The 26,569-nt window shown below is 52.7% G+C and carries 27 protein-coding genes and 1 pseudogene; 2 read left to right on the plus strand and 26 right to left on the minus strand.

Features of this window, described 5'->3' with window-relative positions; all coding sequences use genetic code 11:
- The 4 genes and pseudogenes from GS12_RS17450 to GS12_RS17465 form a co-directional block, all read right to left on the minus strand.
- Positions 1-239, minus strand: a pseudogene (locus tag GS12_RS17450) (hypothetical protein); the annotation flags it as partial.
- Positions 240-255: 16 nt separating this feature from the next.
- Complete coding sequence (locus GS12_RS17455) at positions 256-1,743, minus strand: integrating conjugative element protein (RefSeq protein ID WP_034949207.1); 1,488 nt, start codon at positions 1,741-1,743, stop codon at positions 256-258.
- A gap of 14 nt (positions 1,744-1,757) precedes the next feature.
- Positions 1,758-2,765, minus strand: coding sequence for a TIGR03756 family integrating conjugative element protein (locus GS12_RS17460; protein ID WP_034949209.1), 1,008 nt, complete (start codon positions 2,763-2,765; stop codon positions 1,758-1,760).
- Position 2,766: 1 nt separating this feature from the next.
- Positions 2,767-3,171: a TIGR03757 family integrating conjugative element protein gene (locus tag GS12_RS17465; RefSeq protein ID WP_034949211.1), complete on the minus strand. Its 405-nt coding sequence runs from the start codon at positions 3,169-3,171 to the stop codon at positions 2,767-2,769.
- A gap of 209 nt (positions 3,172-3,380) precedes the next feature.
- Here GS12_RS17465 and GS12_RS17470 point away from each other — a divergent pair, with 209 nt between their 5' ends.
- Entirely contained in the window at positions 3,381-5,951 is a 2,571-nt protein-coding gene (locus GS12_RS17470; protein WP_034949213.1) for an AAA family ATPase, read from the plus strand.
- Positions 5,952-6,450: 499 nt separating this feature from the next.
- Here GS12_RS17470 and GS12_RS17475 read toward each other — a convergent pair whose 3' ends face one another.
- The 11 genes from GS12_RS17475 to GS12_RS17525 form a co-directional block, all read right to left on the minus strand.
- The gene (locus GS12_RS17475; protein ID WP_034949215.1) at positions 6,451-8,469 is read right to left on the minus strand and encodes a hypothetical protein; all 2,019 of its coding nucleotides are present in this window, start codon (positions 8,467-8,469) and stop codon (positions 6,451-6,453) included.
- 114 nt (positions 8,470-8,583) lie between these two features.
- Positions 8,584-8,895: an acetyltransferase gene (locus GS12_RS17480; RefSeq protein ID WP_235421218.1), complete on the minus strand. Its 312-nt coding sequence runs from the start codon at positions 8,893-8,895 to the stop codon at positions 8,584-8,586.
- Positions 8,892-11,732 carry a conjugative transfer ATPase gene (locus GS12_RS17485; protein ID WP_034949217.1) on the minus strand — a complete coding sequence of 947 codons (2,841 nt, stop codon included), beginning with the start codon at positions 11,730-11,732 and terminating at the stop codon, positions 8,892-8,894. The genes GS12_RS17480 and GS12_RS17485 overlap by 4 nt, the downstream gene beginning before the upstream one ends.
- Positions 11,732-12,145 carry a TIGR03751 family conjugal transfer lipoprotein gene (locus GS12_RS17490; RefSeq protein ID WP_152601438.1) on the minus strand — a complete coding sequence of 138 codons (414 nt, stop codon included), beginning with the start codon at positions 12,143-12,145 and terminating at the stop codon, positions 11,732-11,734. Before GS12_RS17490 ends, GS12_RS17485 begins: the two co-directional genes overlap by 1 nt.
- A 27-nt stretch (positions 12,146-12,172) precedes the next feature.
- Positions 12,173-13,660, minus strand: coding sequence for a TIGR03752 family integrating conjugative element protein (locus GS12_RS17495; RefSeq protein ID WP_034949221.1), 1,488 nt, complete (start codon positions 13,658-13,660; stop codon positions 12,173-12,175).
- On the minus strand, positions 13,647-14,546 hold the full coding sequence (locus GS12_RS17500; protein ID WP_034949223.1) for a TIGR03749 family integrating conjugative element protein: 900 nt from the start codon (positions 14,544-14,546) through the stop codon (positions 13,647-13,649). Before GS12_RS17500 ends, GS12_RS17495 begins: the two co-directional genes overlap by 14 nt.
- Positions 14,543-15,214: a PFL_4703 family integrating conjugative element protein gene (locus GS12_RS17505; RefSeq protein WP_034949225.1), complete on the minus strand. Its 672-nt coding sequence runs from the start codon at positions 15,212-15,214 to the stop codon at positions 14,543-14,545. The genes GS12_RS17500 and GS12_RS17505 overlap by 4 nt, the downstream gene beginning before the upstream one ends.
- Positions 15,211-15,576, minus strand: a complete 366-nt coding sequence (locus tag GS12_RS17510) for a TIGR03750 family conjugal transfer protein (RefSeq protein ID WP_034949227.1) — start codon at positions 15,574-15,576, stop codon at positions 15,211-15,213. The genes GS12_RS17505 and GS12_RS17510 overlap by 4 nt, the downstream gene beginning before the upstream one ends.
- Before the next feature lie 10 nt (positions 15,577-15,586).
- On the minus strand, positions 15,587-15,952 hold the full coding sequence (locus tag GS12_RS17515; protein WP_034949229.1) for a TIGR03745 family integrating conjugative element membrane protein: 366 nt from the start codon (positions 15,950-15,952) through the stop codon (positions 15,587-15,589).
- 49 nt (positions 15,953-16,001) lie between these two features.
- Complete coding sequence (locus GS12_RS17520) at positions 16,002-16,244, minus strand: TIGR03758 family integrating conjugative element protein (RefSeq protein WP_034949230.1); 243 nt, start codon at positions 16,242-16,244, stop codon at positions 16,002-16,004.
- Positions 16,244-16,570: an integrative conjugative element protein, RAQPRD family gene (locus GS12_RS17525; RefSeq protein ID WP_034949232.1), complete on the minus strand. Its 327-nt coding sequence runs from the start codon at positions 16,568-16,570 to the stop codon at positions 16,244-16,246. The genes GS12_RS17520 and GS12_RS17525 overlap by 1 nt, the downstream gene beginning before the upstream one ends.
- A gap of 284 nt (positions 16,571-16,854) precedes the next feature.
- Here GS12_RS17525 and GS12_RS17530 point away from each other — a divergent pair, with 284 nt between their 5' ends.
- Positions 16,855-17,667, plus strand: coding sequence for a DUF4225 domain-containing protein (locus tag GS12_RS17530; protein ID WP_034949234.1), 813 nt, complete (start codon positions 16,855-16,857; stop codon positions 17,665-17,667).
- On the opposite strand, the gene GS12_RS17535 is transcribed toward GS12_RS17530, so the two are convergent.
- The 11 genes from GS12_RS17535 to GS12_RS17585 form a co-directional block, all read right to left on the minus strand.
- Positions 17,657-17,974 carry a hypothetical protein gene (locus tag GS12_RS17535; RefSeq protein ID WP_034949236.1) on the minus strand — a complete coding sequence of 106 codons (318 nt, stop codon included), beginning with the start codon at positions 17,972-17,974 and terminating at the stop codon, positions 17,657-17,659. The two genes, GS12_RS17530 and GS12_RS17535, sit on opposite strands and share 11 nt — an antisense overlap.
- A gap of 245 nt (positions 17,975-18,219) precedes the next feature.
- Positions 18,220-18,978: a TIGR03747 family integrating conjugative element membrane protein gene (locus tag GS12_RS17540; RefSeq protein WP_034949238.1), complete on the minus strand. Its 759-nt coding sequence runs from the start codon at positions 18,976-18,978 to the stop codon at positions 18,220-18,222.
- Positions 18,959-21,067 carry a type IV conjugative transfer system coupling protein TraD gene (traD, locus tag GS12_RS17545; protein ID WP_034949240.1) on the minus strand — a complete coding sequence of 703 codons (2,109 nt, stop codon included), beginning with the start codon at positions 21,065-21,067 and terminating at the stop codon, positions 18,959-18,961. Before traD ends, GS12_RS17540 begins: the two co-directional genes overlap by 20 nt.
- Positions 21,064-21,651, minus strand: a complete 588-nt coding sequence (locus tag GS12_RS17550; RefSeq protein WP_034949242.1) for a restriction endonuclease — start codon at positions 21,649-21,651, stop codon at positions 21,064-21,066. Before GS12_RS17550 ends, traD begins: the two co-directional genes overlap by 4 nt.
- Complete coding sequence (locus GS12_RS17555) at positions 21,648-22,172, minus strand: integrating conjugative element protein (protein WP_034949243.1); 525 nt, start codon at positions 22,170-22,172, stop codon at positions 21,648-21,650. Before GS12_RS17555 ends, GS12_RS17550 begins: the two co-directional genes overlap by 4 nt.
- 2 nt (positions 22,173-22,174) lie before the next feature.
- A complete protein-coding gene (locus GS12_RS17560; RefSeq protein WP_034949245.1) occupies positions 22,175-22,825 on the minus strand; it encodes a transglycosylase SLT domain-containing protein in 651 nt (216 codons plus the stop codon).
- Positions 22,804-23,514 carry a TIGR03759 family integrating conjugative element protein gene (locus tag GS12_RS17565; RefSeq protein WP_034949247.1) on the minus strand — a complete coding sequence of 237 codons (711 nt, stop codon included), beginning with the start codon at positions 23,512-23,514 and terminating at the stop codon, positions 22,804-22,806. Before GS12_RS17565 ends, GS12_RS17560 begins: the two co-directional genes overlap by 22 nt.
- On the minus strand, positions 23,504-24,256 hold the full coding sequence (locus GS12_RS17570) for a coiled-coil domain-containing protein (RefSeq protein WP_034949249.1): 753 nt from the start codon (positions 24,254-24,256) through the stop codon (positions 23,504-23,506). The genes GS12_RS17565 and GS12_RS17570 overlap by 11 nt, the downstream gene beginning before the upstream one ends.
- Positions 24,253-24,801 (minus strand): PFGI-1 class ICE element type IV pilus protein PilL2, encoded by a 549-nt coding sequence (gene pilL2, locus GS12_RS17575; protein WP_034949250.1) that lies wholly within the window; start codon positions 24,799-24,801, stop codon positions 24,253-24,255. Before pilL2 ends, GS12_RS17570 begins: the two co-directional genes overlap by 4 nt.
- A gap of 148 nt (positions 24,802-24,949) precedes the next feature.
- Positions 24,950-25,489: a single-stranded DNA-binding protein gene (locus GS12_RS17580; RefSeq protein WP_034949252.1), complete on the minus strand. Its 540-nt coding sequence runs from the start codon at positions 25,487-25,489 to the stop codon at positions 24,950-24,952.
- A 65-nt stretch (positions 25,490-25,554) separates the two neighbouring features.
- Positions 25,555-26,022 carry an STY4534 family ICE replication protein gene (locus tag GS12_RS17585; protein ID WP_034949254.1) on the minus strand — a complete coding sequence of 156 codons (468 nt, stop codon included), beginning with the start codon at positions 26,020-26,022 and terminating at the stop codon, positions 25,555-25,557.
- Between the last annotated feature and the right edge of the window lie 547 nt (positions 26,023-26,569).

The raw sequence follows: 26,569 nt of genomic DNA on the forward strand, positions 1-26,569 counted from the left end.
ACCCAGGCCAGCGCCGCGTAAAGTGCCAACCGCCAGACCAGCCAGCCATATCGGGTACTCTGCATCCAGTCACGCAGCGCGGCGCTGTCCGACGGGTGATTGACACCCCAGTGCGCCATCCCCAGCGCAATCACCATCGTGGCCACCAGCATGCCAATTAACTGCAGGACACGCTTAACCCGGTGACCAAATTTGCCGCCCCGATGGAGCGGCAAACCTTTTCTCTCTGTTCCCGTCATCAATGCATCTCCACGGTTACTGGTCACTTTGCGGCACGGCAAGCTGATTAAACCGGCTGTCCGGGCTGTCAGCAGACTGGCGCTGCGGGTTGGTTTCGGCACGATTATTCTCGCGGTCGATGATGGTCAGCACCGCATTACGTGAGATTTCACGCTTCATATCCATCTCGTTCTTCAGCGCGGTAATCTCCCGATCCAGCGCTTCAATACGCCGGTCACCTTCTGCAATAGCCGCTTTCTGAGCCGATGCATTGGGCTCAGACATACCGGTGGTGATCATGCGACGCATGATAAAAGCGGTTTCAATGGTGTCCGCCATCGCCAGTTCGCTGGCCAGCCGGCCAACCAGTGCGGCATTATCCGGGTCACGCTGCAGCGCCCGGATAACACCGGCCGTCACCGCCAGACTGCCGGTTTTGAGTTTGGCCAGGTTGGCCGCGTCAGGTTTTTCTGCCCCATTGACCAGTTTGGCCAGCTGTTCGTTATTCACTTTGGTCGCTTCTTCCAGCATTGGCGCAAAGCCGGTGCCGGCTACGGTGCTACCCGGCTGCTCCATACCGTCACCGCTGGTACATTGAGTGGCATCTTTGCAGGTACGCAATGAGGTATCCCCCAGTACCTTCACCACAGCGGCCGCGGCGTCTTCGCTGCTGGCATATTTGGTACAGGCACCGCCGGTACAATTACTGCCGCTAACGCTGGCCGTGCTGGTCACGGGTTGTCCGTTCATCATGTTGTAGCCGGCTGCCGCCAGATCATGCGTCGGTTTAATGGCCGGCTGGCCAGAGCCTCCGCGCTTCTGACCACCGACCCAGGTCTGCCCTGATTGCCCCGTCACCTTCTCAGTAGCATTCATCGAACGCACCGCATCCACATCCCCGTTATTGACCAGGTTTTTGGCTTCTTCCATCGCGGCTGCCTGACTCCAGCTGCCGGTATCCGCCATATCCATCATGCGTTTGGAGAGGTTCTGACAGTTCAACTGTGCTTTGTCGAAGGCAACACCGGCCTGCAGCACCCCATTCGTCAGCATTTCATACAACCCCGGATTGGCGCGCTGGATAACCATCGCCGGCAGGCTGGCCACCGCGCCGGTTGCCCCCTGAATAACGCTACCCATCAGGTTTTTAAAACCGTCGGTAACACCGTTGAGCTGATTGCCAATCGTGGTTTTCAAATCGAAGTTACCGCACATTAAATCTGAGCTCCAGCCCAGGTTCATACCGAGACGCTGCATATTGCCGCGCGCCGCCGGCTGCGAAATCACCGAACCGCCGCCCAGGGAATAAAACAGCTTGTCCGAAACCGCACCACTGGCGCTTTTCCCGTAACCGATATTGCTGTCAGTCACCTGAGGCAACGACACGTCAAATAGTGTGCCGTTATCATCAGCACGCGCGCTCATGCTGATCGTGGTACCGGCCAACAGCAGACTGCTGCTGACCAGCAGGGACAGCACGTTACGCTGTACCCGGAAATGCTTTTGTTTCATCAGGTTATTCATTATTTACCACCTTATTAAAAATCCATGCTGTACAGGAAACGCTGCCCGCGGCGCTGACAGCAGCTGTAGGGTTGCCACAGGGCAAAAGCGCTATTCGCATCAACCGCTGAGGGATGGTCACCGTCCGGGAACACCGCACAAGACTGGCTCAGTTGAGGAGAGAGTCGCTGCCACTTGTGGTTGCGGGTGCCGGTATTTTCCTGAACCGCACCCGGCGGCCAGTACCCGTCAGAACGCTGGCCAATAAGAGGTTGGTAAACGTGAGGCTGACCAGAGCGGGTAATAATGTCCGCCACACGTTGCGCCACCAGAGCGCCAGCCTTGTCATCGTCCACCTGCGTCACGAACCCCGAACGCGGATAAACATTGCCCCACATATTGGCGGCGGCCTGGCTACCGATCTCTCGCTGGCCGGGAACTAATGCCTCCGGATACAGGGATTCCGGCACGCCTGTGCGCCATGCCAGGCTGTCCAGCGTGCTGAGGAAATACGGTACAAAGGGGGTTGCCGCACTGCGGCATGAATAGCCGGCAATACTGCCGCCAATCAGGGATGTCGCCGGATGGCCAATGGCATCGGCATATTTAAAGTGAAGGTTGGTTTTACGCTGCCCTGGCGTTTTCAGTTCATTATTGCCACCACCGGCCGCCATGCTGCCCAGTACGCTGGTGATACTGCTTTCCAGCCCACCGGAAGCCTGGCTGACCATCGACATCTCACTCCACGGGTTACCGTTAGGAGTGTTGTAGGCCGATACCACGGCTTGCGGGATAAAGTGAGTGACTTTGACGGAGGTGCGTACCGTACAGCCGAACGGGGTACACATGAGCCAGTAGCAAATGCCGCTGACGCGCCAGCTGATACAGGCCTGCGACAGCGCACTGGCGATGATCTGGGCACTGTTCAGTGCCGTATTCGCGGCCGGTAGACTGGCGGCCGACAGCATGATGGCTACGCTGAGTGATTTGAGGTTAAAGCGCTGCCGGCCAGAAGGCGCTAAAGAAGGAGGAAGAGGCTGCATATCACTGCCCTCCCTGAGCCTGGGCACGCAACGCGATGGCTTGCGCGACATCGGCCGTGCCATACACCACGTCCTTGTCATCAAATACCACCGCCGGCACTTTTTTAACGCCCAGTTCCCGGGCGCGCACCACGGCACGCCAGGCCATGACCATCGGTTGCTGGTGCGCTTGCCATTGCGGAGACTGGATGACGGTCTGCGCCTGTTGCGCGGCTTCATCGGGATTGGGGGATAACTCACCGAACAGTTGCGCCTGCAGCCGTTCAGGACCGTCAAGATAAATAACGGTCACAGATGCGTCACTGTTCGTCGGGGGATGGTGAGAATCGGTATAGAGTAACGTGCCGGCAAGCACCGATGCCGGTATCAGCAGAGGGAATAACGTCAGCAACGTGCTGATTTTCATGGTTTGCGCTCCTGCGTGGTTAGGATTCACACAGGGTGTAATGGTTAACTTAAGAAAGCAGTAAAGAAGTCTTTCTTGAATTTCCATGATTTATTGATCATCGCGACAAAAACGACATTAAGTCCTTTTAAGGCCGGATTCTTCTATAGATATCGGGGTAGAGTTTTGTTAGCTTGCCAATACACATGTTTTTTCTAGGGAATTGGACTATGGACGTTCAGCAAGAAATTTGCGCGTGGTTATTGAAGCAACAGGAATGGTTTCAAGAAGCAGCAGATAGACTCATAAATAATGGTCTATTAACTTCAGAGGATTTGTCGGATCTCGTTGCGCTATTGAAAACGCCTGAAGGCCAAAAGGCGACCAACCACCGTACCTTTACAAGCCTAATGCAATCCTCCCTTGCCGTCGATGAACTTCGCTTAACACGTATAGATGGTGTTTGCGGCATTGAAAATCTAGGACCACGCCAACCACTGGACTTCGGAGCGGGAAATCTAACCGTAATTTATGGGCATAACGGTTCAGGTAAATCCAGCTATACCCGAGTTTTGAAAAAAGTCTCTGGTAAGCCACGAGCTGTTGAATTGAAAGCCAACGTATTCCTGCAACCACCACAGGAACGCAAATGCCAAATCTCCTATGAATTAAATGGAAAAACCAGCCTTATCGAGTGGCACGTGGGTAGTGCGCCAATCGAGGAATTAAAATCCATAGATATTTTTGATAGCGACGAAGCAAACCACTACTTAAGCGCTGAAAGTGCCGCGACCTATATTCCAGCGATCGTAGGATTGTTTGAAAAACTTGCCGCTGAAATTGAGAAAATCAGAGCGATGCTGGATGCTGAACAAGCAAAGCTTATTAGCTCAATACCAACTCTACCGCCCATATACCAACAGTGTGAAATTGCCAGTACTTACAAGGCGCTAGGTAAAGCAACCCAAGCTACGCTTTCTGCAATTATTAATTGGACTGCGGAGCAAGAACAACAGCTCAAAGATCTCGACGAGCGCCTCAAAGTTCAAGACCCTATAGCGCTGGCCAAACAAAAGCGCACTATTAAAGCAGAAGTACAGCAACTTATTACCAAGCTCACACAAACTTCAAGGGAATATGGGATTGATAATTTGGAGGCAATCCGGACCCTAAGAAAATCGGCAATAGACAAACGAAACATTGCCATCGAGGGTGGAAAAGTCCAGGCCTCAGTACTTGATGGAATAGGCACACCTACATGGCGTGCAATGTGGGAAGCCGCAAGAGAGTTCTCAGTTATACCTTACCCAAGTTCACCATTCCCAGTGACAGTCGATGCCCGTTGCATTCTTTGCCAACAAGAGCTCACAACGGAGGCACAACAGCGGCTTACGGACTTCGAAAAATTTGTTAACAGCAAACTCGAAGGGGACGCAAAAACTGCAGAAACTCTTTATCAATCGACATTGACACAACTTTCTCCTGCTATCACTGAACAGCAGGTACATACACTATGTACCGCTGCTGGTCTGTCAGATGAATGGAAAAATTATCTCTGGAAAATTTGGCACCATACCTCTCAATCACGTCTTGCGTTACAAGACCACGAACGCACTCAACAGGCCCAACCAGTTGAGAATCTAATAGAAAACTTGGCCGAGCTTGTAACTTATCGTGACAATTTAGAAACTCAGGCTGTTCAGCATGAGTTGGATGCACAGAGATTCGACAGGATTAACGCAAGCAAAGAAAAGCTCGGATTAGAGGCAAAAAAATGGGTGGCGGAGCAAAAAAATGCTATTCAATCTGAAGTTGAGCGAATCAAAAAACACAAAGCATATAATACCTGGAAGGCTCTTGCAGGTTCCCGGTCAGTGTCACTGAAATCTGCTGAAATAACCCAAAAAGTGGTCACTGAAGCATATGTCGCAAGGTTTAATCGCGAACTACAGTGTCTCGGTGCTCCTCGAATACAAATCGAGCTAGTAAAAACCAGAACACAAAATGCTCGGGTACTTCATCAGCTACGCCTGAAAGGTGTTCAAAACGACAAACCTCAGAATGTGCTCAGTGAAGGTGAAAGAAGAATTATTTCCCTTGCAGCTTTCCTGGCCGATGTTTCGGACAAGCCAGGCGCAGCGCCATTTGTATTCGACGATCCTATTTCATCTCTCGATAATGATTTCGAATGGTATGTGGCCTGCAGGTTGGTAGAGCTCGCTAAAAACCGACAGGTCCTCGTTCTCACACATCGACTTTCGCTATATGGTGCATTGGAAGACGTGGCAAAAAAAGCTGGTGAAGCATGGAAGAAAGCGCATTATCGCCCAATGTGTATTGAGGCTTATGCTGGTGTTGCAGGTCATCCTGCAGCACAAGACGTCTGGAACACAAATACGAAAACGGCCAACAATATTCTGCTCACACGCCTAGACGCAGCGAAAAAAGCCGGTGAAACTGGAGGTGGGGCATTATATCGGGCTTTGGCCCAAGGAGTCTGCAGCGATTTTCGTAAACTAGTAGAGCGCTCTGTAGAGGAGGACTTACTCAATAAGGTCGTTCTACGCCATCGCAGAAGTGTGACTACTGATGGCCGCCTTAGCGGAGTTCGGCAAATATCTTCCGAGGACTGTAAATTAATTGATGACCTTATGACTAAATACAGCTGCTATGAGCACAGCCAATCAGCCGAAGTGCCTGTGATAATTCCGGAAGAGCCAGAACTCCGCGCCGATATAGAATCCCTCAGAACATGGCGAGATAACTTGAAAGCCAAGCGAGATAAAATCATCGCTGTTTAGTAAGATGGTAAGCATCAACTCATCAACGTCTGGTTTACCTCGTCAGATTCTGTAATTTAGGCGTCCACTTATTTTTGCAGGTGGACACTTTATTAGTGCTAAAGAAAGACTTTCCGGTAAGAGCTATTCCCCTGAGTTTAAACTTCAGCAGGTGTTGTACTCCAGCTACGACGCAAATACCGCAAATCCACATCAAGACCATTGATATAAATAATGGTCACTGATGCATCATTGTTAGTCGGAGGGTGATGAGAATCGGGAGAGAAAACATCAGCAACGCGCAAATTTGCATCGTCTGCACTCCTGCGCGGTTAGGATCCACACAGGGTGCAACGATCAGCATGTCGGCACGGCAGAGAAGTCTTTATTGGATTGTGATAATTTCAGCAGTGCGGCTCGTAATAAAAAATGAAGGTAGAGAAATAATCCGTGCTAGAACCGACACTAATGAATCATTAAAAAAGATTGATATGAGAAAAAGGATTAATTATAAAGTTATTTAACAAATCGGAAAACCTAATTTATCAAAGAACGCTCTATTCCGCTCCTCTGCAGATTTTACCAGCTGGTCAAAACTGATGATTTCTATATATGCATGCGAAGGCTCATTGTAACCAAAATACCCCATCCCATCAGATGTAATTCTGAGATTTGCTCGCCGGCACCGGCGATGCATCGATTCAGTAAGATCACAAAGTACATAACAGTATCCTGGTATATCGCCATTCCCTGGAATCGGCCGTCCATTCTTAGTAGTTACTTTTCCTTCACGAATTCGCTCTAAATAACTTAAAGCTTGGTCAATTGGGTCTTTATCTTCACCCTCTCGCATATCATTGCGCATAGGGCGTTTAATCTCAATTACAGTAATGGAGGCAAGCGGAAAATTTTGCTTATCATTTACAAGGATTGGGTTATCGAAAACTCTCAAACTAAGCAAGTCAGGTTCTTTTGTTGAGACAGTACCAGTTATAGGCATAGCCTTTATAGTTTTATCTGAGGCCAAGTAATTGTGAAATGCTAAGCGTTCATCTACCAACCACAGATTACATGAATCAAGAAATAATTCACTGGATTCTTTGCGCATTGGCATGATGAGCTCATGGATCATATCTTCGCGAGCATATTTCCCATCATCAAGTTTAGTTATGGATTTCTGTAGCAGGTCGATAATGACTTTTCGATGTGAAACATAGTTAGCCAAGTCTGATCTTTTGATATCTTCGGCTTTCTGTAAATAAGCTTGAAGTCGCTCTTTATATTCTTCTACATGATCATTATTTTGAGGTTGCAAGACATCATGACCCTCATGGACTAGTTGACGCTCAACTTCATACCATTGCGCATGCAAATGCAGCTCAAGCTCTTTATCAGATTTTTCCGGATCAACAATGAGCAGCTCTTCAGATATGTAGTTTGCAATAGGTCGATAACGTGGAGCATGATGATTAATGAAGTCTTCTACACGTTTTTTTCCTGCGGATACGGTCTTGGTAAGTACATCCTGCAAATAATGTTTTGAACTCTTTAGGACAGCTTCACGAATATGCTTAAAGGTTATCTCATCGAGCATGTCCTCAACATCTTCGCAAATATCAAATGAAGTACGCTCACTTCGGACATGTTCGTTTAAGTATTCTGAAGATACATAGCAAGTATAGATAAACTCACCAGATTCATCTGCAATTTTTCCATACAAGCCTGGAATTTTCCCCTGTATAGATTCCTCTTTAACTAAACGATTAGCCGCGCATAGAACGAGTTGGTGTTTTTTGTTAACAGACGCCCTAAATTTTATATGTGTTAACTCAAAAAGCTGCTCTTGGACAGTAATTTTTTCGTGGCAAGCACTAGCATGCATATGTTGTTCATAAAGAGAAGTCAGATCGATACACTCCCCCATATCCTCTACGAAAATATGTGGAACACCAATATCACGAACAAAATACCAAAGCACATGCTCTAACAATTGATTTGCTATTAATAGAGATGCACTGGGGACTTTTGCTCTAAAACTGTCATCAAATCCAAGCAACTTAATTATAGTGCCTGTATCATTCGTTGAATGGACCACCACCTTTTCGGCATGAACGCCATGTTTGTCATCAAAACGAAACACTCTTTTTTTCAAAGCAACATCTTTATCAAGAAAATGACTTTCAACTTCGACTAAATCAAATACCTTAAGCCACATTAAGCGGCCGACACCACGACAACCTTTTTCAATCTTATGATCGGAATCTAGGGTTTCAAATGATTTAAAATTAGCGTCATCAAAACCACAACCATTATCAATAATGTCAAATCCCGCAATGGGAGGAAGCAGTTTGGTATCTAAGTCCAAACTACCTTGAGTAACACGATTGACCCGCAAAACGATTTTACCTTTCTCGTAATTGCCTTTTTCTTCAATGGAATGAATGGAATTCACTACTGCTTCAAACACTGGCATCAATCCATGACTTTTAGGTAAAGAGGTATTACGTAGACGCCCCTTTAGGTTGGTTTTTAAGCTCATAATAAAACGTCCTTTTAAATAGCCAATAATAAAAAATTAGCTTAAGTGAAACATCACAATTTTGATAGCTCTGATTGACTGACATAGATACATCCATATGATTCAATAGAAAATTTACAGAAACATCATATAAAAACACCGCTCAAATTTACCCGACACCGTGACCAACACATCGATACAGCGCCCCAGCCGACCTTCCAGATGCAACGCCACACTGGTGCGGCTCCCAATGCGATGCGGGTGCACGGTCAGCATGACGGGACCTAACAGACGATCCCGGAGCTCCTGACAAAACGCCTCCAACGCCAGGGCATCTTTTTCACTGAAGGTAGCCATACCCTGCGGAGGCAAAGTAAACAGCGAAGGCTCATGTCCACTCAGGACACAAGGACGAACGGCGGGTTCGGGGTATTTCAGCGCAATCATGCAGCTTTAGCCTCCTCATCTACCGTCAGTCCACGCAGGCGATCCAGCTTTTGCGCCACTCTACGGGCGGCTTCAAGCTCACTGCAACCAAACTCCAGCATCAGCGCGCGGCGTTCGGCCTTCTCCTCCTTCTCGGTCATCCCCAGCGCCAGGTACAGGCTCGGCGGTACCGCACGGAACAACGCCTCAAGCTTTTTCGACAGCACCACACCTTCGGTATAGCATCCGGATAACTTGCTGGCTGACAGTAGTACCGCTTTTTGCTCCTCGGTCAGCGCCTTAAAGCGGGCGATATCGTTAACCTCCTCCGGCGGCATAGTCAGGCAAATCCACCACTCCGCCATATTCAACATTTTCTCGGCAATATCCGGGAAGTCCTTCAGGTTCTGCGTGGCCAGCCACAGCCAGGCACCGAGCTTGCGCCACATTTTGACGATTTTAGTCATATATGGTGCCAGTAGCGGATTGACCGTTACGATATGCGCCTCATCCACCGCAAACACAATATCCCGCTCCGAGTACTGGTCGCGTTCGGCAATGTTATTAATGGTGTTGGTGAGGCTGACCATGGTCAGCGCCATTTGCGCCTCATAGCCTTCGCGCGCCAGATGCCCCAAATCAATCAGCGTGACGTCCGCCTCTGGCCACAGGCTGCCTTCACGGTTAAACAGTTCTGCTTCAAAACTGCCCGCCTGGGTAAACATACCCAGCGATTCCGCCATTTCGGCCGCTTTGGCCCGGCGCTGCTCGTTGCGGATATCGCTGCCGTGGTCTTTAGATATGGCATACAACGCCTTCTGCAGATCGGACGGTAGCATTTGCCGTCCCTCGTCATACGTCTGTCGCGCAGCCATCAGCAGCGCTTCACGGATCATCGCGCGGTCAGCACGCTTAAGTTCATTCTCTTCTTTAGTATCCCCACCGGTGATCATCATCCGCGCCGAGATTTCCATTTCCCCCAGGTAATCGCGCTTATCCTCATTCTCATCATCAGCATCAATGTCCGGCAGGTCACTCTCATCCAGACTCAGGGAATTATCCTCAACCAGCTTGTGCGCATAGGAGAACGGCGGCAGCGACACCCCACTGCCCGGTTTGATACTCACCTTATTAACGGTCAGTCCCTGACTCTCAAAGTAATCAGCCAGCAGACCAAACGAGTTCCCGGCTTCAGCAATAAACAGTCGCGGCCGGTGTATGGCCATTAACTGTGACAATGTGGCACACAGCGTCGCGGATTTCCCCGCGCCGGTCGGGCCAAAATACAACATGTGCGCATTCTGACTGCGATCGTGCTTATTGAGCGGATCAAAGGTGAGTGAATCTCCGCCGCGATTGAAAAAGCTGAAGCCCGGATTACCGGTTCCGGTCTCACGCCCGGTCACTGGCAGCAGGCCGGCAAGGTGCTGCACCCAAGTCAGCCGGGTGTACCAGTGTTTTTTGTCGGTTTCCGGGTTAAAACACATTGGCAACGCACGCAGATAGGTGTTGAGCGGTGCTACATCAAACTCCGGACGAATAGCCTGCAATCCTGCGCCCAGCAGAACGTTGGTCAATTCGACACGTTTGTGATTAAGCGTGGTCAGGTCGTCGGCACGCAGCAGAAAGGTAATACCAGCGCGGTACAGCTTGTGACGGTTGCCCAGGTACTCTTTTACTTGTGCCACATCCTGGCGAACGCGCCCGGACTCGGTGTTCTCACCAACCGCATTTTTGGACAGCTTATTGAAGTCATTCTCCAGCGTATCCTGAGGCTGTACCACGATGGTCATGCAGAGCAGGGTTCCTTCCGGGAACAAATCCATCAGCGCATTGATTTTCTTCTCACCGCGTTTCATTTCACCGGTGATCGTTCCCGGCTCGGGCGGACGGCGCAGCTTTTCGACCGGAATGGCGCAGTGCGCCTGGTTATCGAACCACCACACTCCATGGTCAGGATCGGACTGCGGCGGCGTAAACCATAACGTTTCGGTAAAGTCGTTTTGTACCGGCATGGTGTCGTCAGGAGTATCCCGACGGTCAAAATAGGCCGCCTCCCGGTACAGGGTCTCTTTGTTCACCCACTCCGGGTTGGGGTTAAAGTGGCGCAGCAACCAGTCATGGACCTGCGCTCCGTTCTGACGCACGCAGATCGCACCGGCCCCGGCCAGAGCCCCGGTCACACGCTCACAGGTCTGGTTCAGCATGGCAATCGGGGGCATCGGGTCAGCATTATTTTTACCCATCCAGCGATAGACCACCATACGGGTACGCCGTTGCTGTCCGCGCCACGGTTGGTCGGTGATCAATGTGTCTTTGAACAGGCCTTGCGGTCGTGCAACGCCGCGCAGGTGACGCTCTGTCTCTTTCAGCCAGTCCTCGGTAAATTCACTGCCCTGCGCGTGTGGTTTGACGTAGCTTCTCAGCCGGTCAATATAGGCATCGACATTGTTCTCGTCCTGGCAGAAGAACTGCACCACCCACGGATTTTCATCATGCTCATCAAACGAGTCCTGCAGGGCATCTTCCACCGTATCGCGCATTTGCTCCAGGCGCTCAACGGTTCGTCCTTCGGTGGCCACCGGGATGATTTCAAATACCGCGCCGACGGAAACGCCATCATCCAGCAAAATGCACTGTTCGTGGTCGAGAAACTCTGCCCAGGGCAGGTAATCAATGATCGACGGATTGGCGTGATAAATTTGTCGCTCATCCTGTACGGTCATTTTACCCTGCCGCGTTAGCGCTTCACGTCCGGCGGCCGCGAACGGCACACCTCCCTCAGTGGCCGCGGCATCCACGGGAACCGCCGTTTTCTTGCGCGTCAGGCGCTTTTTATCAAACAGGGAAAATCGCATCAGTAGGCCTCCGTCCGTTCACCCGGCATCGCATACTGCACCTGGCTGTAGAACGGGAACACGGTGCTGTACCCCGGTACCGGCGAATTTCCGTCAGCCAGATGTGGGAACACGTACATCACCAGGTCAGGGTTTGGCAGGCGCGGAAACTGCTGGCTGATTTCACTTTCCTGCGTACGGCTGTAGCTACGATCGTCAGCCGTCGTCGCCAGCTGTTCACCCTCGGTAAGCGGTCGGCGCAGGCTGTCACGCGCGGCGACAGCCTGTCGTGCGGAGCCGCCTCCATCTTCACCCTGCCACAGAGCCAGCATGGTGCTGTCGCCTGGCGGTAGCATATCGTCTTTAGAGGTAGAGCAGCCGGTCAGCAACACGGCGGCCAGCAGGATAGTCATTACTACCCCTGTTTTATTCATCATCATGAAAGGATCCCCTGTGTTCATTCAATCCAGACCGGCCAGACCGGCGGCGCTGCTCGGCAGGCTGAAGTAGTCATAACGTACCTTGCGGCCTCTGGTCTCAAAATCGATGGCCAACTGGCGGGTGATGTGAATAGCCAGCGTCTGGCCGGGCGGGACATACACTGCGTCAAACATCATCCCGTAACGTTCGCGTACCCAGTCAGCAGTCTCTTTCATACCGCCCGAAAGCGCCTTACCCAGCACCGCCTGGCCAGCATTGCCGGTCAGGGTGGAGGAGATACCATTGACGTTATTCTGGGTGGTGTACTGCCCCTGACTGATCCCTTCGCCAGCGGCACTGGCGGCAGAGAGCGCAGCAATAGTCGGCAGATAGGTCGAGGCGTTAGATTTACGTTCTCCGCCGATACACGGGATACCGTTGTCATCGGAGATCCAGCCGATACCGGCGTTAGTACTCACCTCTTTCGCATTGCTGCCTGAATTGTTATTGCCGTTGATATTCGGCTTCGGCAGTGTACGAACCGTGCCATCCGCAAAGACGAAGGTGATGCTGTTAACCTGACCGCGCACACAGGACAACGTCCAGTCCCCGCTGGCGGTGCCGGAAACGATCGCGCCTTCAACATCCGGCAATTCAATGCCGTTGGCCGTCAGGTTGTCTTTGCCGATCATCAGCTTAAACGGATAGGGATCGGTCACCGTGCCGTTAATCGGCACGCGCCCCAGGAGTGCCGTCATAGCGCGGCTGCCGACCAGCGTTGAATTCTCGGGCAAAGTGAACACCGGTTCGGTATTCTCTTCCGCACCCTTTTCATTGGTATAGCCTTTTACCTGCTGTTCGTAGGCCGCTTTCTGGCGGGTCAGGGCATTATCAGCCAGGAATGACGTCGGGAACTGCGGCCCCTCTTTTGCCCCGCGGGTATTACGCGGATCCACCTCTTTCTGGTCTGTCGGCCCGACCCATATCAGGCCGTCCTGGCCGGGCATTGCGTTCCCGTCTCCTGACCCCATCCCATCCAGCCCCAGACCCAATGGGATATCCGTGCCGCTTTTCAGCTTGTCGCTATTACTGGCTATTTGCCCGGTCAGGGCCTGGATTTTGCCCATCAGCGTCTGTTGTTCCTGCTGAAGCAGTTGCTCACGCTGTTGTGCCTGTTGCTGAAAACCGGCCACGGCATCGTTGATCTGGCCTGACACATTGGTATGGCGTTTACGCAACGCCTCGTTTTCTTTCAGCACTTTGTCGATGTTTTTCTGCAACTCAGCCTGCTGGCTGCGCGTTGTACGCAGCGTACCGATCAGGGTACGCAGCGTATCTTCCGGGGTATCCCCCTCCACGCCCAGCGCCTGCAGCTCCTCCGGCGACATATTGGCCAGCACGTCCTGAGTCTGCTGTGGCTTCTCGACCACCTTGTTACCGCCGCAGCTTTTCAGTCCAATCAGGATGGCCGCCGCCAACACCCCGACCACAATCACTTTCGGCAGCATATTGGATTTAACGCTCGCCATGGATTGCCCCCTTTTTCGCCGCCTTTACGGCTTTACGAACCACAGACGGCTCCGCAACAAAGGCACCATCCGGACGACCGGCGGTGACCAGATACAGCGTGGTGGTGTCTTCCGGTGTGCCAACCGGCCCCAGATAGCGGTGCTGGAACGTTGCCGTCACAAACTGCCCCTGAAGCACCCGAGGATCGAGAGTGATTTTTCGGCTGGCGGTGTTCTGCACCTTCAGCGCCACCACGCTGCGGCTACCGATCCCCCAACCACCCAGCGGCGTAATGGCTACCGGCTCGGAGGGATACAGCGTGGTGATACGTTTCGGCAGGTGCGGATTCAGCGGATGAATGCCCGGCACGGCCTCGAGTGTCCGTACCGGACCATACAAGCTCTGAGCCGCATAGCGCGTCAGAACAACCGGCAGCGGAGCGTTATGTTTACGCTTCGCCTGAGTGCCGTTATCCTTATCCGACGAGGTGCTGTCCCCACCGGATAAGGCCAGATTGTTTGTACTGCTGCTGACGGTCGACACATCACCGCTGTAGACAATACGCACCGGCTCAACAGAACCGTTGTCGGACGCCGTGACGTCAAGGAAAATAACCTCCCCATTCTCGACGTCCTGCAATTGCAGGCGGGTGGGTGGGAAAGCGCTGTCCGCTTTCAGATACACCGCGCCGCCGCTGCTTTGCACCCGCAGCTTGCCATTCAGCGCGGGCGGAAAGCCGACGCGCACATTTTTATCAACAAACAGCACCCGTTCTTTGCTCACGGTCAGCGGAATTTGTAGTGGGATACGCTCCCATTTCATCAGTTCTTCCGCATGGATAACCGGCGCAATAAACGTCAGCGACAGAAGACTCAGGGAAAGCGCCAATACGCGTGTTTTCATCACTGGAACACTCCTTTCTTCTCAGACTCTGGCACCGCCGGCGCTGCAGCAAGACGCTGTGGCAGGCTGTCATAGCAATCCAGGGCCAGGCCGAACTCATTACGTTCCGGATCGCCTTCTGCCCGAGCAACTTTAAGCGGGTAGCGGGTCAGTGCGCGTTTCACTTTTTCACCGGCAAACTGCTCATCGGCAATCAGGTCAAGACGTACCACCCAGTTATCCCGACCTTTAACGGTGACCGGATCCCGGTTATAACGGCCGTTATAGCCATGTTCGGGGATTTCAAACACCACGCGCGTCCTGCCCGCCAGTTCGCCGCTGTCGCTGCGTTTTTGGGCATCGGCTTTCAGGAACCGCTCACATGACGCCGTCAGATAAGGGGACAACGCGTTGATTTTGGCCAGGTAATCCACTTCCCCATTTTTCGGCCAGGCATTGAGCTGCTGGAAGATATAGAAACTGAAGCTGTAGACGGTTGAAGGCGGAATGACCCACCACGCACGGGTAGAGCCACTGCGCAGGTCGGGTGGATTATGAATCGTCAGATTATCAGGTGCCCGCATCCAGCCGAGGCTGGTCACCAGAAGGAAGAGAACCAGCACGCCGCAGGCAACGCGTAGCGTAAAAATATGCTGGTCACGGTTTTTTACCGCATGTCGGAAACGGCTCATGTTGACCTCTTAACAGCCCGGCTGCGACGCAACGACCAGCCCTGCTTATCGATAATCAGGGTGGGATTGCCCCATCCCATACGGCGCTTACGCGCTTCGAGACGCTGCCAGATATAGTTCTCCGGCTTACCGCGCTTGAGGCGCGTCAGCCGGCTACCGCCAAACCAGATAACAAAGAGAGGTGTCACCAGCATGCCGGTGGGCACCACGACCCAACCAGCAAGCGGAAAGAACGGCAGCGATACCAGCAGACCCAGCCCTACGCCGGCCAACGCCGCCAGCCCCATCTCCGGCGTGGTAAAGCCGCGGAAGACCACGGGTTCAGCGTTAAGGCGATCGGGCAAAAAACGGATAGTCTGCATAATGGCAACCTTAGAACAGGATTTCGGCAGACTTGCCAACCAGCCAGATAACCGCGACCAGCAACACGATACCCACCACGATGATGGCACCGAATTTACCCCAGTTGGATTTACCTTCACGCACCTCGTGGAAGGTCGTGATAGCGGAGTTGGCAACCACCAGAAACGCCACGGCCGCGGCGACCAGTCCCAGAATAACAATTCCGTCCTGGATATAACCTTTAAGGGTGCCCATCAAACCACCACCACTGCCCGAAGAAGGGGGTTCAACAGTAGGCAGATCGGCCAGCGCCGGTTGGCAGGCAGCACAGACCAGTAACGTGGCTATCGCCAGTCGGGCGGAGAGATGACGAAAAAAACTCACAACAACATTCATAGGAGATCCTTTTTTACAGTAAGAAAAATTTATCCGACCAGCCTCAGACTCAGCTGGCAAACATCCAGATTGAGAAAAGCAGCAACAGAACGATCTTGACGGCGAAATGGATCAACGCTTTATTGCGTACTTTCTCGTTGCTCCACCCTTGCCAGACATCAATCAATACCCAGGCAGCCCACACGAACAGCGTCGCCAGCAAGCCACCAATGCAGATCCACGAGAGGACGCTGATATCGATGCCACCGCTGGCAGCATTGAAAGCCTGTTCCTGCGCATGCGTTATGGCCATCAGGGGCGCTCACGTCGGTAGTTGCCAGCCACAAAGCCAGCATCGCGCGGTTGGGCACGGGAAGGTTCCAGATAACGATCGATACCGGCATGGATGGTTTTGAGATCAGACGTCGCTCGGGAATAGTCAAACCAAAATCGTTCCCGTTCTGGTCGGTCAGCCTGAACGGCGGCAACGCGAGCGCGTTCAAGCGCTGCCTGCGCCTGAATCAACAGGCGCTGGGCAGACGCCAGCTCATCTTTTTCAGATGCATGGACGGGTAAAGCGGTCAGCAATGTCAGCCCCAGCAAACAGCCGGCTCGTCGGGTTATTACGGGGATACGCATGCAAGCACTCCTCAGTGATTTAGGGTGCTGTCAGGGTGCAATAGATAGGAAGGCAGGTCAGTGGATAACTGTTTATGGCTTTTTGATAATTTTCTCGGGAGAGAATAGATAATTCAAAGAATAGCCAGCTCTCAGCATCAATTGAATGTGCATTAGGAAAAGAATACGACAAACAATCATTACCTTTCACCGGGCAATTATCCGAATTTCCAGCAGGATTTCAGACCCTAATAAAAAACATATTACACTATCGATTCAGATAAACTTGGCAGGGAAAAACAACGATGGATGCGGCATTGGTGACCATGATGAGGTCAGGAGGAAGAAACAAGGATTGGGCTGAAATGATGGTAAATATGGAGGCTCGTAAACTGATTAATACCGCTAACACGGTATCAGCTTTCCATCTCCGGGATGGCCTGACCAGAATAAAATTCATGGAAGACATTAAGTCTTTTATCAATCAACAGTTTGCAGTCGCTCGCCAGGCCAGGTCGGATGAAGAATGTATGCAGTGCATTCATACCATGCGCGAAGAAAACAACAGCCTTTTTGAGCAATCGAGATTGCTCAAAATGAAAACCGCAAAACTTTTCGCGAAAGTAGAATTCATTAAGGAAAATAACAAGATTGTTGGCTATGTAATCAGCGCTGTAAACGTGGTCCTGTCAGGTTTGGTCGTAGCTGGCGGCGTGGCGCTGTTTGGTACGATGAATCCACTCGGTATGCTGGCTGGTGCCACGCTTGTGATGGATGGAGTGAACGGTATATCAAAAGAAATTAATACCTTTCTGGGCAATCAGAACTCCCAGGGCGCAATTGCTGACGGGGCAATGTCAGCAGCTGAATTCATGGGATTTAAAAAGGAAGCAGGCCTTGCTGTTTACAAAAGTGCAAGCCTTGCTGCAAATGTATACGGCGTATTTGGTCTCCTTAGGAAACCCGGTACGTGGCGGCTGTTTCATTACATTCCACAGGATTTTTACCGTAACGTCAGTTCGATGAGCAGACCAAAATTGACGATGAAAATTGTCGGTTATGGCCTTAATGCAAAAATTATCTTCGATTTACTGACTGTGGATAACTCTACCCGTTAAGCATTTTTCTGCGAAAAGCCCAGGACTTATAAGCAAGCACCGGTGGCTGGAAAAACCAGGTTATCAGCAGCGCGACCAGCAAAGCGATGCCCAAAGAAATAATGTTTTCTTTGGATGCAAGAAAAAGCGTGACGGTGTAGACCACTAAGATACCGACAGTTAACCAAAAAGCCGCCTGAAAGCGTTTGGATAGGTCATTGATTACCATATCCAAAGTCAGCTCATTTTTTACAAGGTATCGCCTGAGCTTTTGTAGTTCTGCACCAGTAAAACCAGACCGCAAAAGCTTCTCTTCACTAATGTTCATTCTCTTCATCCCTTAAAAACAGTCATTCGTCCAGGCCTTTGATAATTGGCATCGGGCTGATTATACCATCCCTTTCCGGGCAACAGTGCCCTCTTCCCCAGAACAATTAAAGAAGCGATTACCTCTAAGCTCTATTTTTAACAGACACGACTGACGCGCAGTTAAACGTTTTTACAGGGCTTGTCTGCTGACGGCAGCGCACAAAAACCAGTTTTGTGCGCTGCCGTCCAGCCCGGGTTTAAGACCTACAGATACTTTTTGAAGGAAGCCGTGGTCACCGTCACCGCGATCCCCAGCAAAATAGCGGCGGGCAACAGCAGCAGGTTGGGATATACCGCCGTTGGCCAGGAAAGATACAGCATGCAGGGGATATAGATAGCTGGCTTCACCATCCTTTTCGCATGGTGGTACACAAAACTCGACTCATATCCGGCACCGTAACGCCGAATATCACACCGTCCCAAACCTTCGGTTAGCGCCACCAGTATCACCAGGATAAACAGCGGAATCGACAGTACCAGGATGGTGACCCGCACAACGGCGATCATCGAGACATACAGGGTTGCCAGCAGGTAGTCCTTCAGCAGGTTCGCCAGTTGGCCACTCCAGTTGCTCAGCTCTCTGGCAATCGCATTCTGGCTGTGTGCCTGCGAGTCATAGGTCCGTTGGATCCAGTCCAGAAATCCGCTGTCCACAAAAGCCCATTGATACGCGACCATCATCCAGCGGGTCACGGTCACCGACGGCTCAGACAGCAACAGACTGCGGGTAAACTCCGATGACAGATAACCTATTTCGGTATGCATTACCGCCTCGCTGTGTGACGCCCCCAGCTCTGGCCAGAAGAACGCCATGCCGACATATTCAATCACCAGGCTAACTAACAACGAGGCCAGCAACATCCCGACCAGCGTCCAGGGGCAGCCCCACAGCAGGTTATATAAAAAACCACACTTGCGGGGTGGTGCAGGCTGCTGAGGCTGATTATTGACCGCTTGCGACATTCGGTCCCCCTTTTATTACCAGATCAGGCATGACCGTACTCGCAGACCACCATGACTCACTGGTTCGATAGTTGCGTTGCATCTCCTCTGCAATCTTCTGCAGGTTGAGGGGCATCAGAGCATCATCGCCGCTCGGCAAAGGCATCCGAATTTTCCACAATTGCCCTCCTTCCAGCAGGGCGAACGCCTGGCCTTTCGGCAGATTTATCACTTCAGCAGGTGTCAACAATGGAGCTTTTACCGTGCCCACACGGTCCTGGGTATTGGAAGTAAAGTCCTGCCCTTTCTCGACATCGGCCGTATCAGCCTGGCCCGACACCAGGGTTTTGGTATATATATCGACCTCAGGCAACTGTGTCGTCAATAGCTGTGCAGTACGATTCTCGCGCACGCGCAGCATAATCAGAGTATTGAAGTTGCCGGTGACCTGCGCTGCTTTAGCCGTATTGCCGAGCCGCGCCTCAATGTCCGATTCGGTTTGCGTATAGGCCGTGACCTGCATCCCCGCTCCGCCGCCTTTATTAATCAGCGGAATAAACTCATCACCCATCAGTTCATTGAATTCATCGCAGTGCAGGTTAATCGGTAATTTGCCATCAGCACGGGTGGGCAGACCGCCGTATATGCCGTGTTTATAGATATACCCGGCTACCGACACCAGATCGGCAAACATACTGTTACCGACCGCAGAGGCGATCACGCCATCAGACAGGGCATCCAGCCCCACATAGACAATGCCGCGTTTGCGGATGACCTGCTCCCAGTCAAACACCGGACGCGGGTCGCTCATATCCATATAGTTCGGTGCCAGTAATTCAGCCGTCTTGCCGGTGGTAAGTTTTTCCAGCAGGGGTAACAACGACGCGACGATTTTATCAAAGTAGGTACGGTCATAACGTACCGCCGAGCGCAGTCCATCCAGAATGGGATCGTACAGCTGCTTACCGGTGTCGGAACTCAGCGCCATTTCAACCGCCATAATTTTGACGGCGTTCGGTTGCCCCTGCATATTGCGTGGCACATCGTCTTCCGTCAGCACCTGCATGCTGTTTTCAATTTGCAACAGCAGCGCGGGCATACGTGCTTCAATCACTTTTTTCGCGTAGGTCTCATACAGCTCGCTAATGTTGTTCACATAGCGGGTTATCAACTGGTAGTCCGGGCGCTGTCCCAAAGCAACCAGAGCGCGAGCCACGATGTTAACAAACCGCCAGGCAAATTCGCGAAACGCCGCACTATTGCCCTCGCCGCTTAACTGGCCGGAAATACGACCGGCCACCTCCGACACGCGTTCAAAACGCCCCACCGCGTTATAGCGAGCCGAAATATCTGGCCAGCCCAGATGGAAAATAAACAGCTCATCCCCACGACCGGCGCGGTGAGCCTCAGCCCAGACGCGCCGCAACAGATCCGCATCTCCCTTGGGATCGAACACGATAGTAATATCACCACGGCGAATATCCTGAGTGATCAGCAGCTCCGCCAGGCGGGTTTTACCAACGCGGGTGGTACCCAACACCAGGGTATGACCAACGCGCTCTACGAGCGCCATCGAGACATCGAGTTCGTCGGGCTCAATACCGTGAATAGCCGGATTCCCCCCGACCGGCGGTAAGGGCCTGACCGGGTTTAGCGCGGAGTCGGTGCGCAGCAACTGGGACAACCACGGCATGGTGTATTCGGTTTTCAGCTCCAGTCGGCGCGCCATCTGATATATTTTTGGCGGCTGGACATATTTCTCCACTTCCGGCCGACGGGTGTCCATCAGGCGCTGGGTGTGTTTTTGCTGCCAGCGAAACCCTCGCCCCAGAAATAACCGTTGTCGACTGACCGGGATTTGGGCGCTGGTCATTACATAGCGCGGCAACCGGCGCAGGTTACGGCGATACAGGATCACCCGCATCCCCTGGCGCGCCCGTACGGCAGACAGCACCGCAAACCCGCCAGCGGTGACATAACTCACCGACGGTGCCAGCGCCACCGACCACGGCGCAACCGCGCAAATAACGCAGGCGGCACCGGCGACAAACGCGGTATTCAGCTCGACGGCAGGACGTAGCAGCGCCTCCATCACATGGCGATTACTCATTGTTTCTTTCCTTGTTGAAACTCGTGGCTTTTCCCGGCCAGTAAATCCAGCAGTTGCTGTCCACTGATCAGGTGTACCTGAGGATGCGCCAGCAGCAAAGCGCGGCTGAAGTGGCCCGTTCGACCGGTATGGATAAAAAAGCCTTCGCACCGTTCTTTCAGCAGTAAGGCCCCAAAAATCTGGATATGAGAGGGGGTAATGGTCTTCCCATAGCGTTTGGCCTGAATAAGATATCGTTCGCCCGCGATAAACACCTGACCATCCAAACCACCATCGCCACTGTAAGAGGCGTTACGCTTTACCGGATGCCCCTGGCGTTCAAAAGCGAGTAGCAGCACTTCTTCAAATACATACGGGTTGATTTTTCGCAAATAAGTCAGCCGCTGCGCATCGCCTGATAATTGAGATAGTCGCTGTATGACCCGCTCCGCAGCCGCCTGATACTGCCCGTGACGGCGCTGGCAGGCCGTCTTCCGACCGCGGAGGCTGAAAATTGCCATCACGCCGATAAACACGCCAGTCAATGCGGCTGACAGCAATGGGCTCGCCAACAGGACTGCTGCCAGATGCTGCAGCGGCATCATGGGGCAACCTGCTGAGATAATCCGGTATCGGTGATCAGCACCGGATAGTGTGACAGCTGCAGACGACGCGCCAGTTCGCTGCCGGAGGCCGGTACCATCGGCAAGCCCAATCCCTGCTCACGCAGCGCCTGCAGCCCGGATAAATGGCTGACGTTCACCACCAGGCCGACAGCGGAGCGGGATTTAAGTTGCTGCGCATTCGCCTGCAGCCAGGCGCGTGAAACCTCATCATCGCCGACAATAAACAGCGCGCCGATCCCCGGCAGCTGTAGCGGCCGGGCGACCACTTTACCCGGCGTCAGTTCCGGCGTTATTACCGGCAGCATCGCCGCTTCGGCCTCACCGGCAGATATCGGGGCGGGCGGCGCTACCGGAAGCGAAGCGGATCCCGTCTGGCGATTAATACCCTCAAAATAGGGTGAAGCATCATCGCCGCCCAAATCAGCGATAACATTCAGGTTGGCCAGAACGGTGCTGGTCACCAGGCACAGGCCGAACAACAGGACATTCACTTTATTCATGGCTATTGGCTCCGAGGTTCAATCCAGGTCAGTGTGACTGTTTGCGCTGGCGTCTTTAGCTTCGGCGCAGTTGCCAGGCCATTGATGCGGGCCAGCTTGGTTTTCACTATGGATTGATACCGGGTAGCTGGCGCGCCGCCGGCAGGATGGTGATAGCAGCCGGCCGCAGCAAGCCAGCTCCCCGGTTTGCGGTCGTAGCATTCGCGCAGGATGGTCGCCGCCGCGTTCAGATTGAGCCAGGGATCGAAAGCCTCCCAGGTCGAGGTAAAGCGATGTCCGTTCCAGCCCAGGTTAATTTGGGCGATACCCACATCAATACGTTTGCGCGAATATTTTTTCAAAAAGCCCTGCAGGGCTTCCCAGGCCTGTAAGCGGCTGGCGTAGCGGTAGCCTTTGCCAGCAACATTTATCGTCCACGGCCAGGGGCGTTCAACTGTGGGCAACTGACCCGCACCGCGCGTCACCGAGGACATGGTTTTCGGTGCCATCGACGTTTCTGCCAGTGCCAGCGAATACAGTGACTCGGGAGGCACTCCGTGACGCATGGCCACTTCCCGGTATCCCTCGGGGACATCATGAGCGGCGGCGAAGGCAAGCGTCGATACTCCGTAACTCAGCATCAGTCCCCAGGTCAAAATGCGACGAGTGTCCATCCATTTTCCCCCTGTTGCAGCACAACCGGCATCAGCCCATTACCGAACCGCATCCAGCGGCCGCCGTCATGATTAAGCGTGATGTGGCGGGCGCGTACCTTGGCCGCAGGGATACGGTGCGCCCTGGCCCAGTCGCGCAGCAGACTGTCGCTGCCCTTGCTGTCGACCAGATAGATATCGACGGGCCGGTTATCGGCCAACACCGCAGCCAACCGCGCATCGCACTGACCACACTCTTTCGCCTTCACAAACAGCGCCAGTCGGCCGCCGGAGTCGTGCGCAATTCCCGCAGCGTTCCCCATATTGACCGACAGCACGCCAAGGCGCTGCCAGGCGGCATCTACCTCACGCTGGAACTTCAGCTCTTTCCCGGTGCGGGCAAATTCCTGCTTAACCCACTGTTCAGCATATTTTTTACGTTCGGCATCGCTTCGGGCTTCGATACCCAACGCGGTGAGCGGATCCAGCCCCGGCGACTGGATTCCACGGGGGCCGTCCATCAATTGCTCGTAGCGCTGATATTCTTCCCCGCTCAGTCCCCACTGTTTACCCTGCTCAGCCGTTTTATCCGTCCGGCTCTGCTGAAGCTGGCTCAGGATCGACTGGCTGCTTTCAACGGTAATCTGCTGGGCTGAATGCACCCATGGACTCAGAAACAGTGCGGCAAACAAACAGTATTTAACGTTCATCAACTCCCCCTGACTGCGTTTTAACCGTCTGCAGACGGCCATTCACGCGAAACGTCGCCTGCCCGTGCCCGGCGCTGACCAGCGTCCAGCCAGCTACCGATTCCTTGGCTCCGATTAATCGCACCTGCGATAAATCACTGAATCCCTTCGGTGCCACGGCGGCAAATGCCGCGGTTCCACGTAGCTCGACGCCGGTCAGAACAAAGGGAGGTTTAGGTAATGAAGCGTTAATCGGCGTGGTTTTATGCTTTAAGGGGTTTTTTGCCGTTACAGCGGATGCATCCGCAGCCGTTTTATCCAGGGTCGCAGACAGGTCAATAACCGGATACGACGGCGCGGGTTTACTCTTCTTCAGTACCTCAAGCTCATCTTTCAATGCGTTCAGCTCAACGTTTTGTACCTTTAGTTGCGCCTGTAGCTGCTGTGGAAGATCCGCGACACTCACCATTGTTTCCAGTTGCTGACTGAACTGTGCCTGACGGTTTTCGAGGGCAATTAATTGCTTCTGCTGGGTGGTCATGGCATCGCGCAGAGACAGCACATCATCTTGTGATGTCATTGTGCGTTGGGCTTGCTCCAGGTAAGTAACGCGCTGATTAAGGTCTATGAATGTCTGGCTATTGACCATTGCGATCGTGATGGCAATCAGCAGACCACCAGTGATCCCCCAGAATGCCTTGCTGCGTAGCAGGCCTTTTTTGGTCGGCGTCATCGGGGTCATGGGTTGATTAAGTTCGGTCATTTTTTCAACCACCCTCCGGTTGCAGGGGCTGGCACAGCCGGTAGCTGATAGCCGTCACGCAGACTGTGGCAAACGACCCGCTGCACATCATCGACTTCCAACTGCCATGCCGGACCGGCAAGAACCTGCAGAGCAGTGCGCAGGCGCATGGGTCCCAACTGGTACTGGACGACCGGTAGTGCCTGCCGATACAACACGACACTGGCCGAACCGGCGGCACACAGTGAATAACCCGACTGGCGCAGGGCATAACGCAGGGCATCCGCAACGGTTGGCTTGATGGAGGTCGGGATGCGGATATCAATAATCTGAGAAAGCGGATCGCGCTGAACCGCGGCTGGGTCGGTGCTGACCAATAAATAACGGTCATAGCGCACCACTTCCAGAGCCTGGCCATAAGCGTCCGGGCTGGTCGGCTGAACATTGCGAGTAACGGTGACAGAAGGTGTCAGTGCGGATGCTTCCCGCTGCTGCAGAGGTTGATGAGTCGTACACCCGGTCGGCATAAAGGCTGCCAGGAGGGAGATTATCAGCGTTTTTTTCATCCGGAGGGTTCCTGTTCAGTGACAATTAACGGCTGTCACTGTGCGGCGACCCTCTCATCCCCTCAATGAAGAACTCTTTATTGCAAAATAAAAAAACGCCAACCCAAGGGCTGGCGCTAATAATGGAAAAAAGCGAACAAAAATCACCTTAAAGCGCGTGGATAGCAGACTTTGCTATCCCATAGCCAAATCCAAGAAACGGAATATTATCGTCCCAGTCAATTGGTGATTCATTACCGCCTGATTGGGGTGGTTGTGGAACCGGGCCACTGTGCATTGGCTGTTGAGGTTGACCCCAACCGCCTGGAGCACGTTGCCCTGATGTGTTTTCCTGGGAACGGGCACCGAGCATCTGCATGGTCCCCTGTTGCCCTACGACAATTTCAGTAGAAAAGCGGTCGACACCATTCTTTTCGTCAAACCACTTGCGGGTACGCAGCTGGCCCTCAACATATATCTGAGAGCCTTTACGCAGGTATTCACCCGCAATTTCAGCAAGCTTGCCGAACAACACGACACGATGCCACTCGGTCTTCTCTTTCTGCTCACCGCTCTGTTTATCACGCCAGTTTTCGGAGGTAGCCAACGACAATGTCGCTACGGCACCACCAGCTGGCATATAACGGATTTCCGGATCCTGACCAAGAAAACCGACGAGTATCACTTTATTTACGCCACGAGACGCCATAACCAAATCCTCATGTGGAATAAGAAAGGGAAAACGCCCCGAAAAAAGGGGCGTAGAAAGCGTTATCAGAAGGAGTTTTCCGCGTATTGTTGCTGTGCAGAACCTTGCTGAGGCGGCAAAGAGTCGGATTTCTCAGACTGGTAGACTTTTTCCTGGCCGATTTTGATCCAGTCGACTTTGATCAGGCGAGCCTTCAGGCTGACACGCTGTTCACCGGCATGTTCGCCGCTGTTAAGCGTGAAGATGTCCGTTTTAGGGTTGCTGAGCACAAACCCAATCAAAACTTTTTTGTCTTCATCCGCTGATTTTTGACAACGATTGATTAAGCTGCTGGCTTCTTTACCGGCGACCGTCACATCGAAACGCGTATAGCTGGCGTTATCGGTCGGACCCGAAAGTCCATTGACGACGCAGCTGATAAAAGTGCCATTCGGGCCATTAACCTGACGAATGTTACTGAGATACCCCATGCCTTTGATGGTCAGGTTGAAGTATTCAGTTTTGTTGGAAGCGGATTGAGCTTGAGTAGACATGATGTTTTCTCCATGGAGTGTAGATTCGGTGACGGAGAAATACACCTTCCCCGATGGGAAAAGTATTTCCCGTCGGGCGTCTGCAAAATCGTACGTCAGTGCAGACTGTCTGGATTGTGGAATGAACCTTTATCGCCGTTAAGCGATCGCCGTTCTCAAAGGTTAAACGGCGTTACCGCCACATGGGCTTCCTCTTTCAGGCTACGAGGATATTGGCGATCGCCCGAGGGCGTTTCTCACAGATCGCTAAAACTTTGGTTGGCACTCACCCGAAGGCGCTTCTCACAGAATGCTGAAGCATTGGCTGGTTGTCCGAAGACAACAAGTAAGCCTGCTCATTTTTAATTCAGGTTACAGGAGTGTCAACGGGAATAACTGGATCCATAAGCGATAAAATAAAAACGGCGTCGATCCGAAAATCAACGCCGCAGGGTCGGTACCTTAACCTTTGGTTTGTTTCTGTAAACTCCGGGGAGGAACCTGGTGTCCCGGCGCGTTTTTCACGGAGTTGAATGCGCCTTATCAGCCAGCCTGAGTGTGGAGGCCG

Origin of the sequence: Erwinia oleae, from assembly GCF_000770305.1 — a bacterium.
Taxonomy (GTDB): Bacteria; Pseudomonadota; Gammaproteobacteria; order Enterobacterales; family Enterobacteriaceae; genus Erwinia; species Erwinia oleae.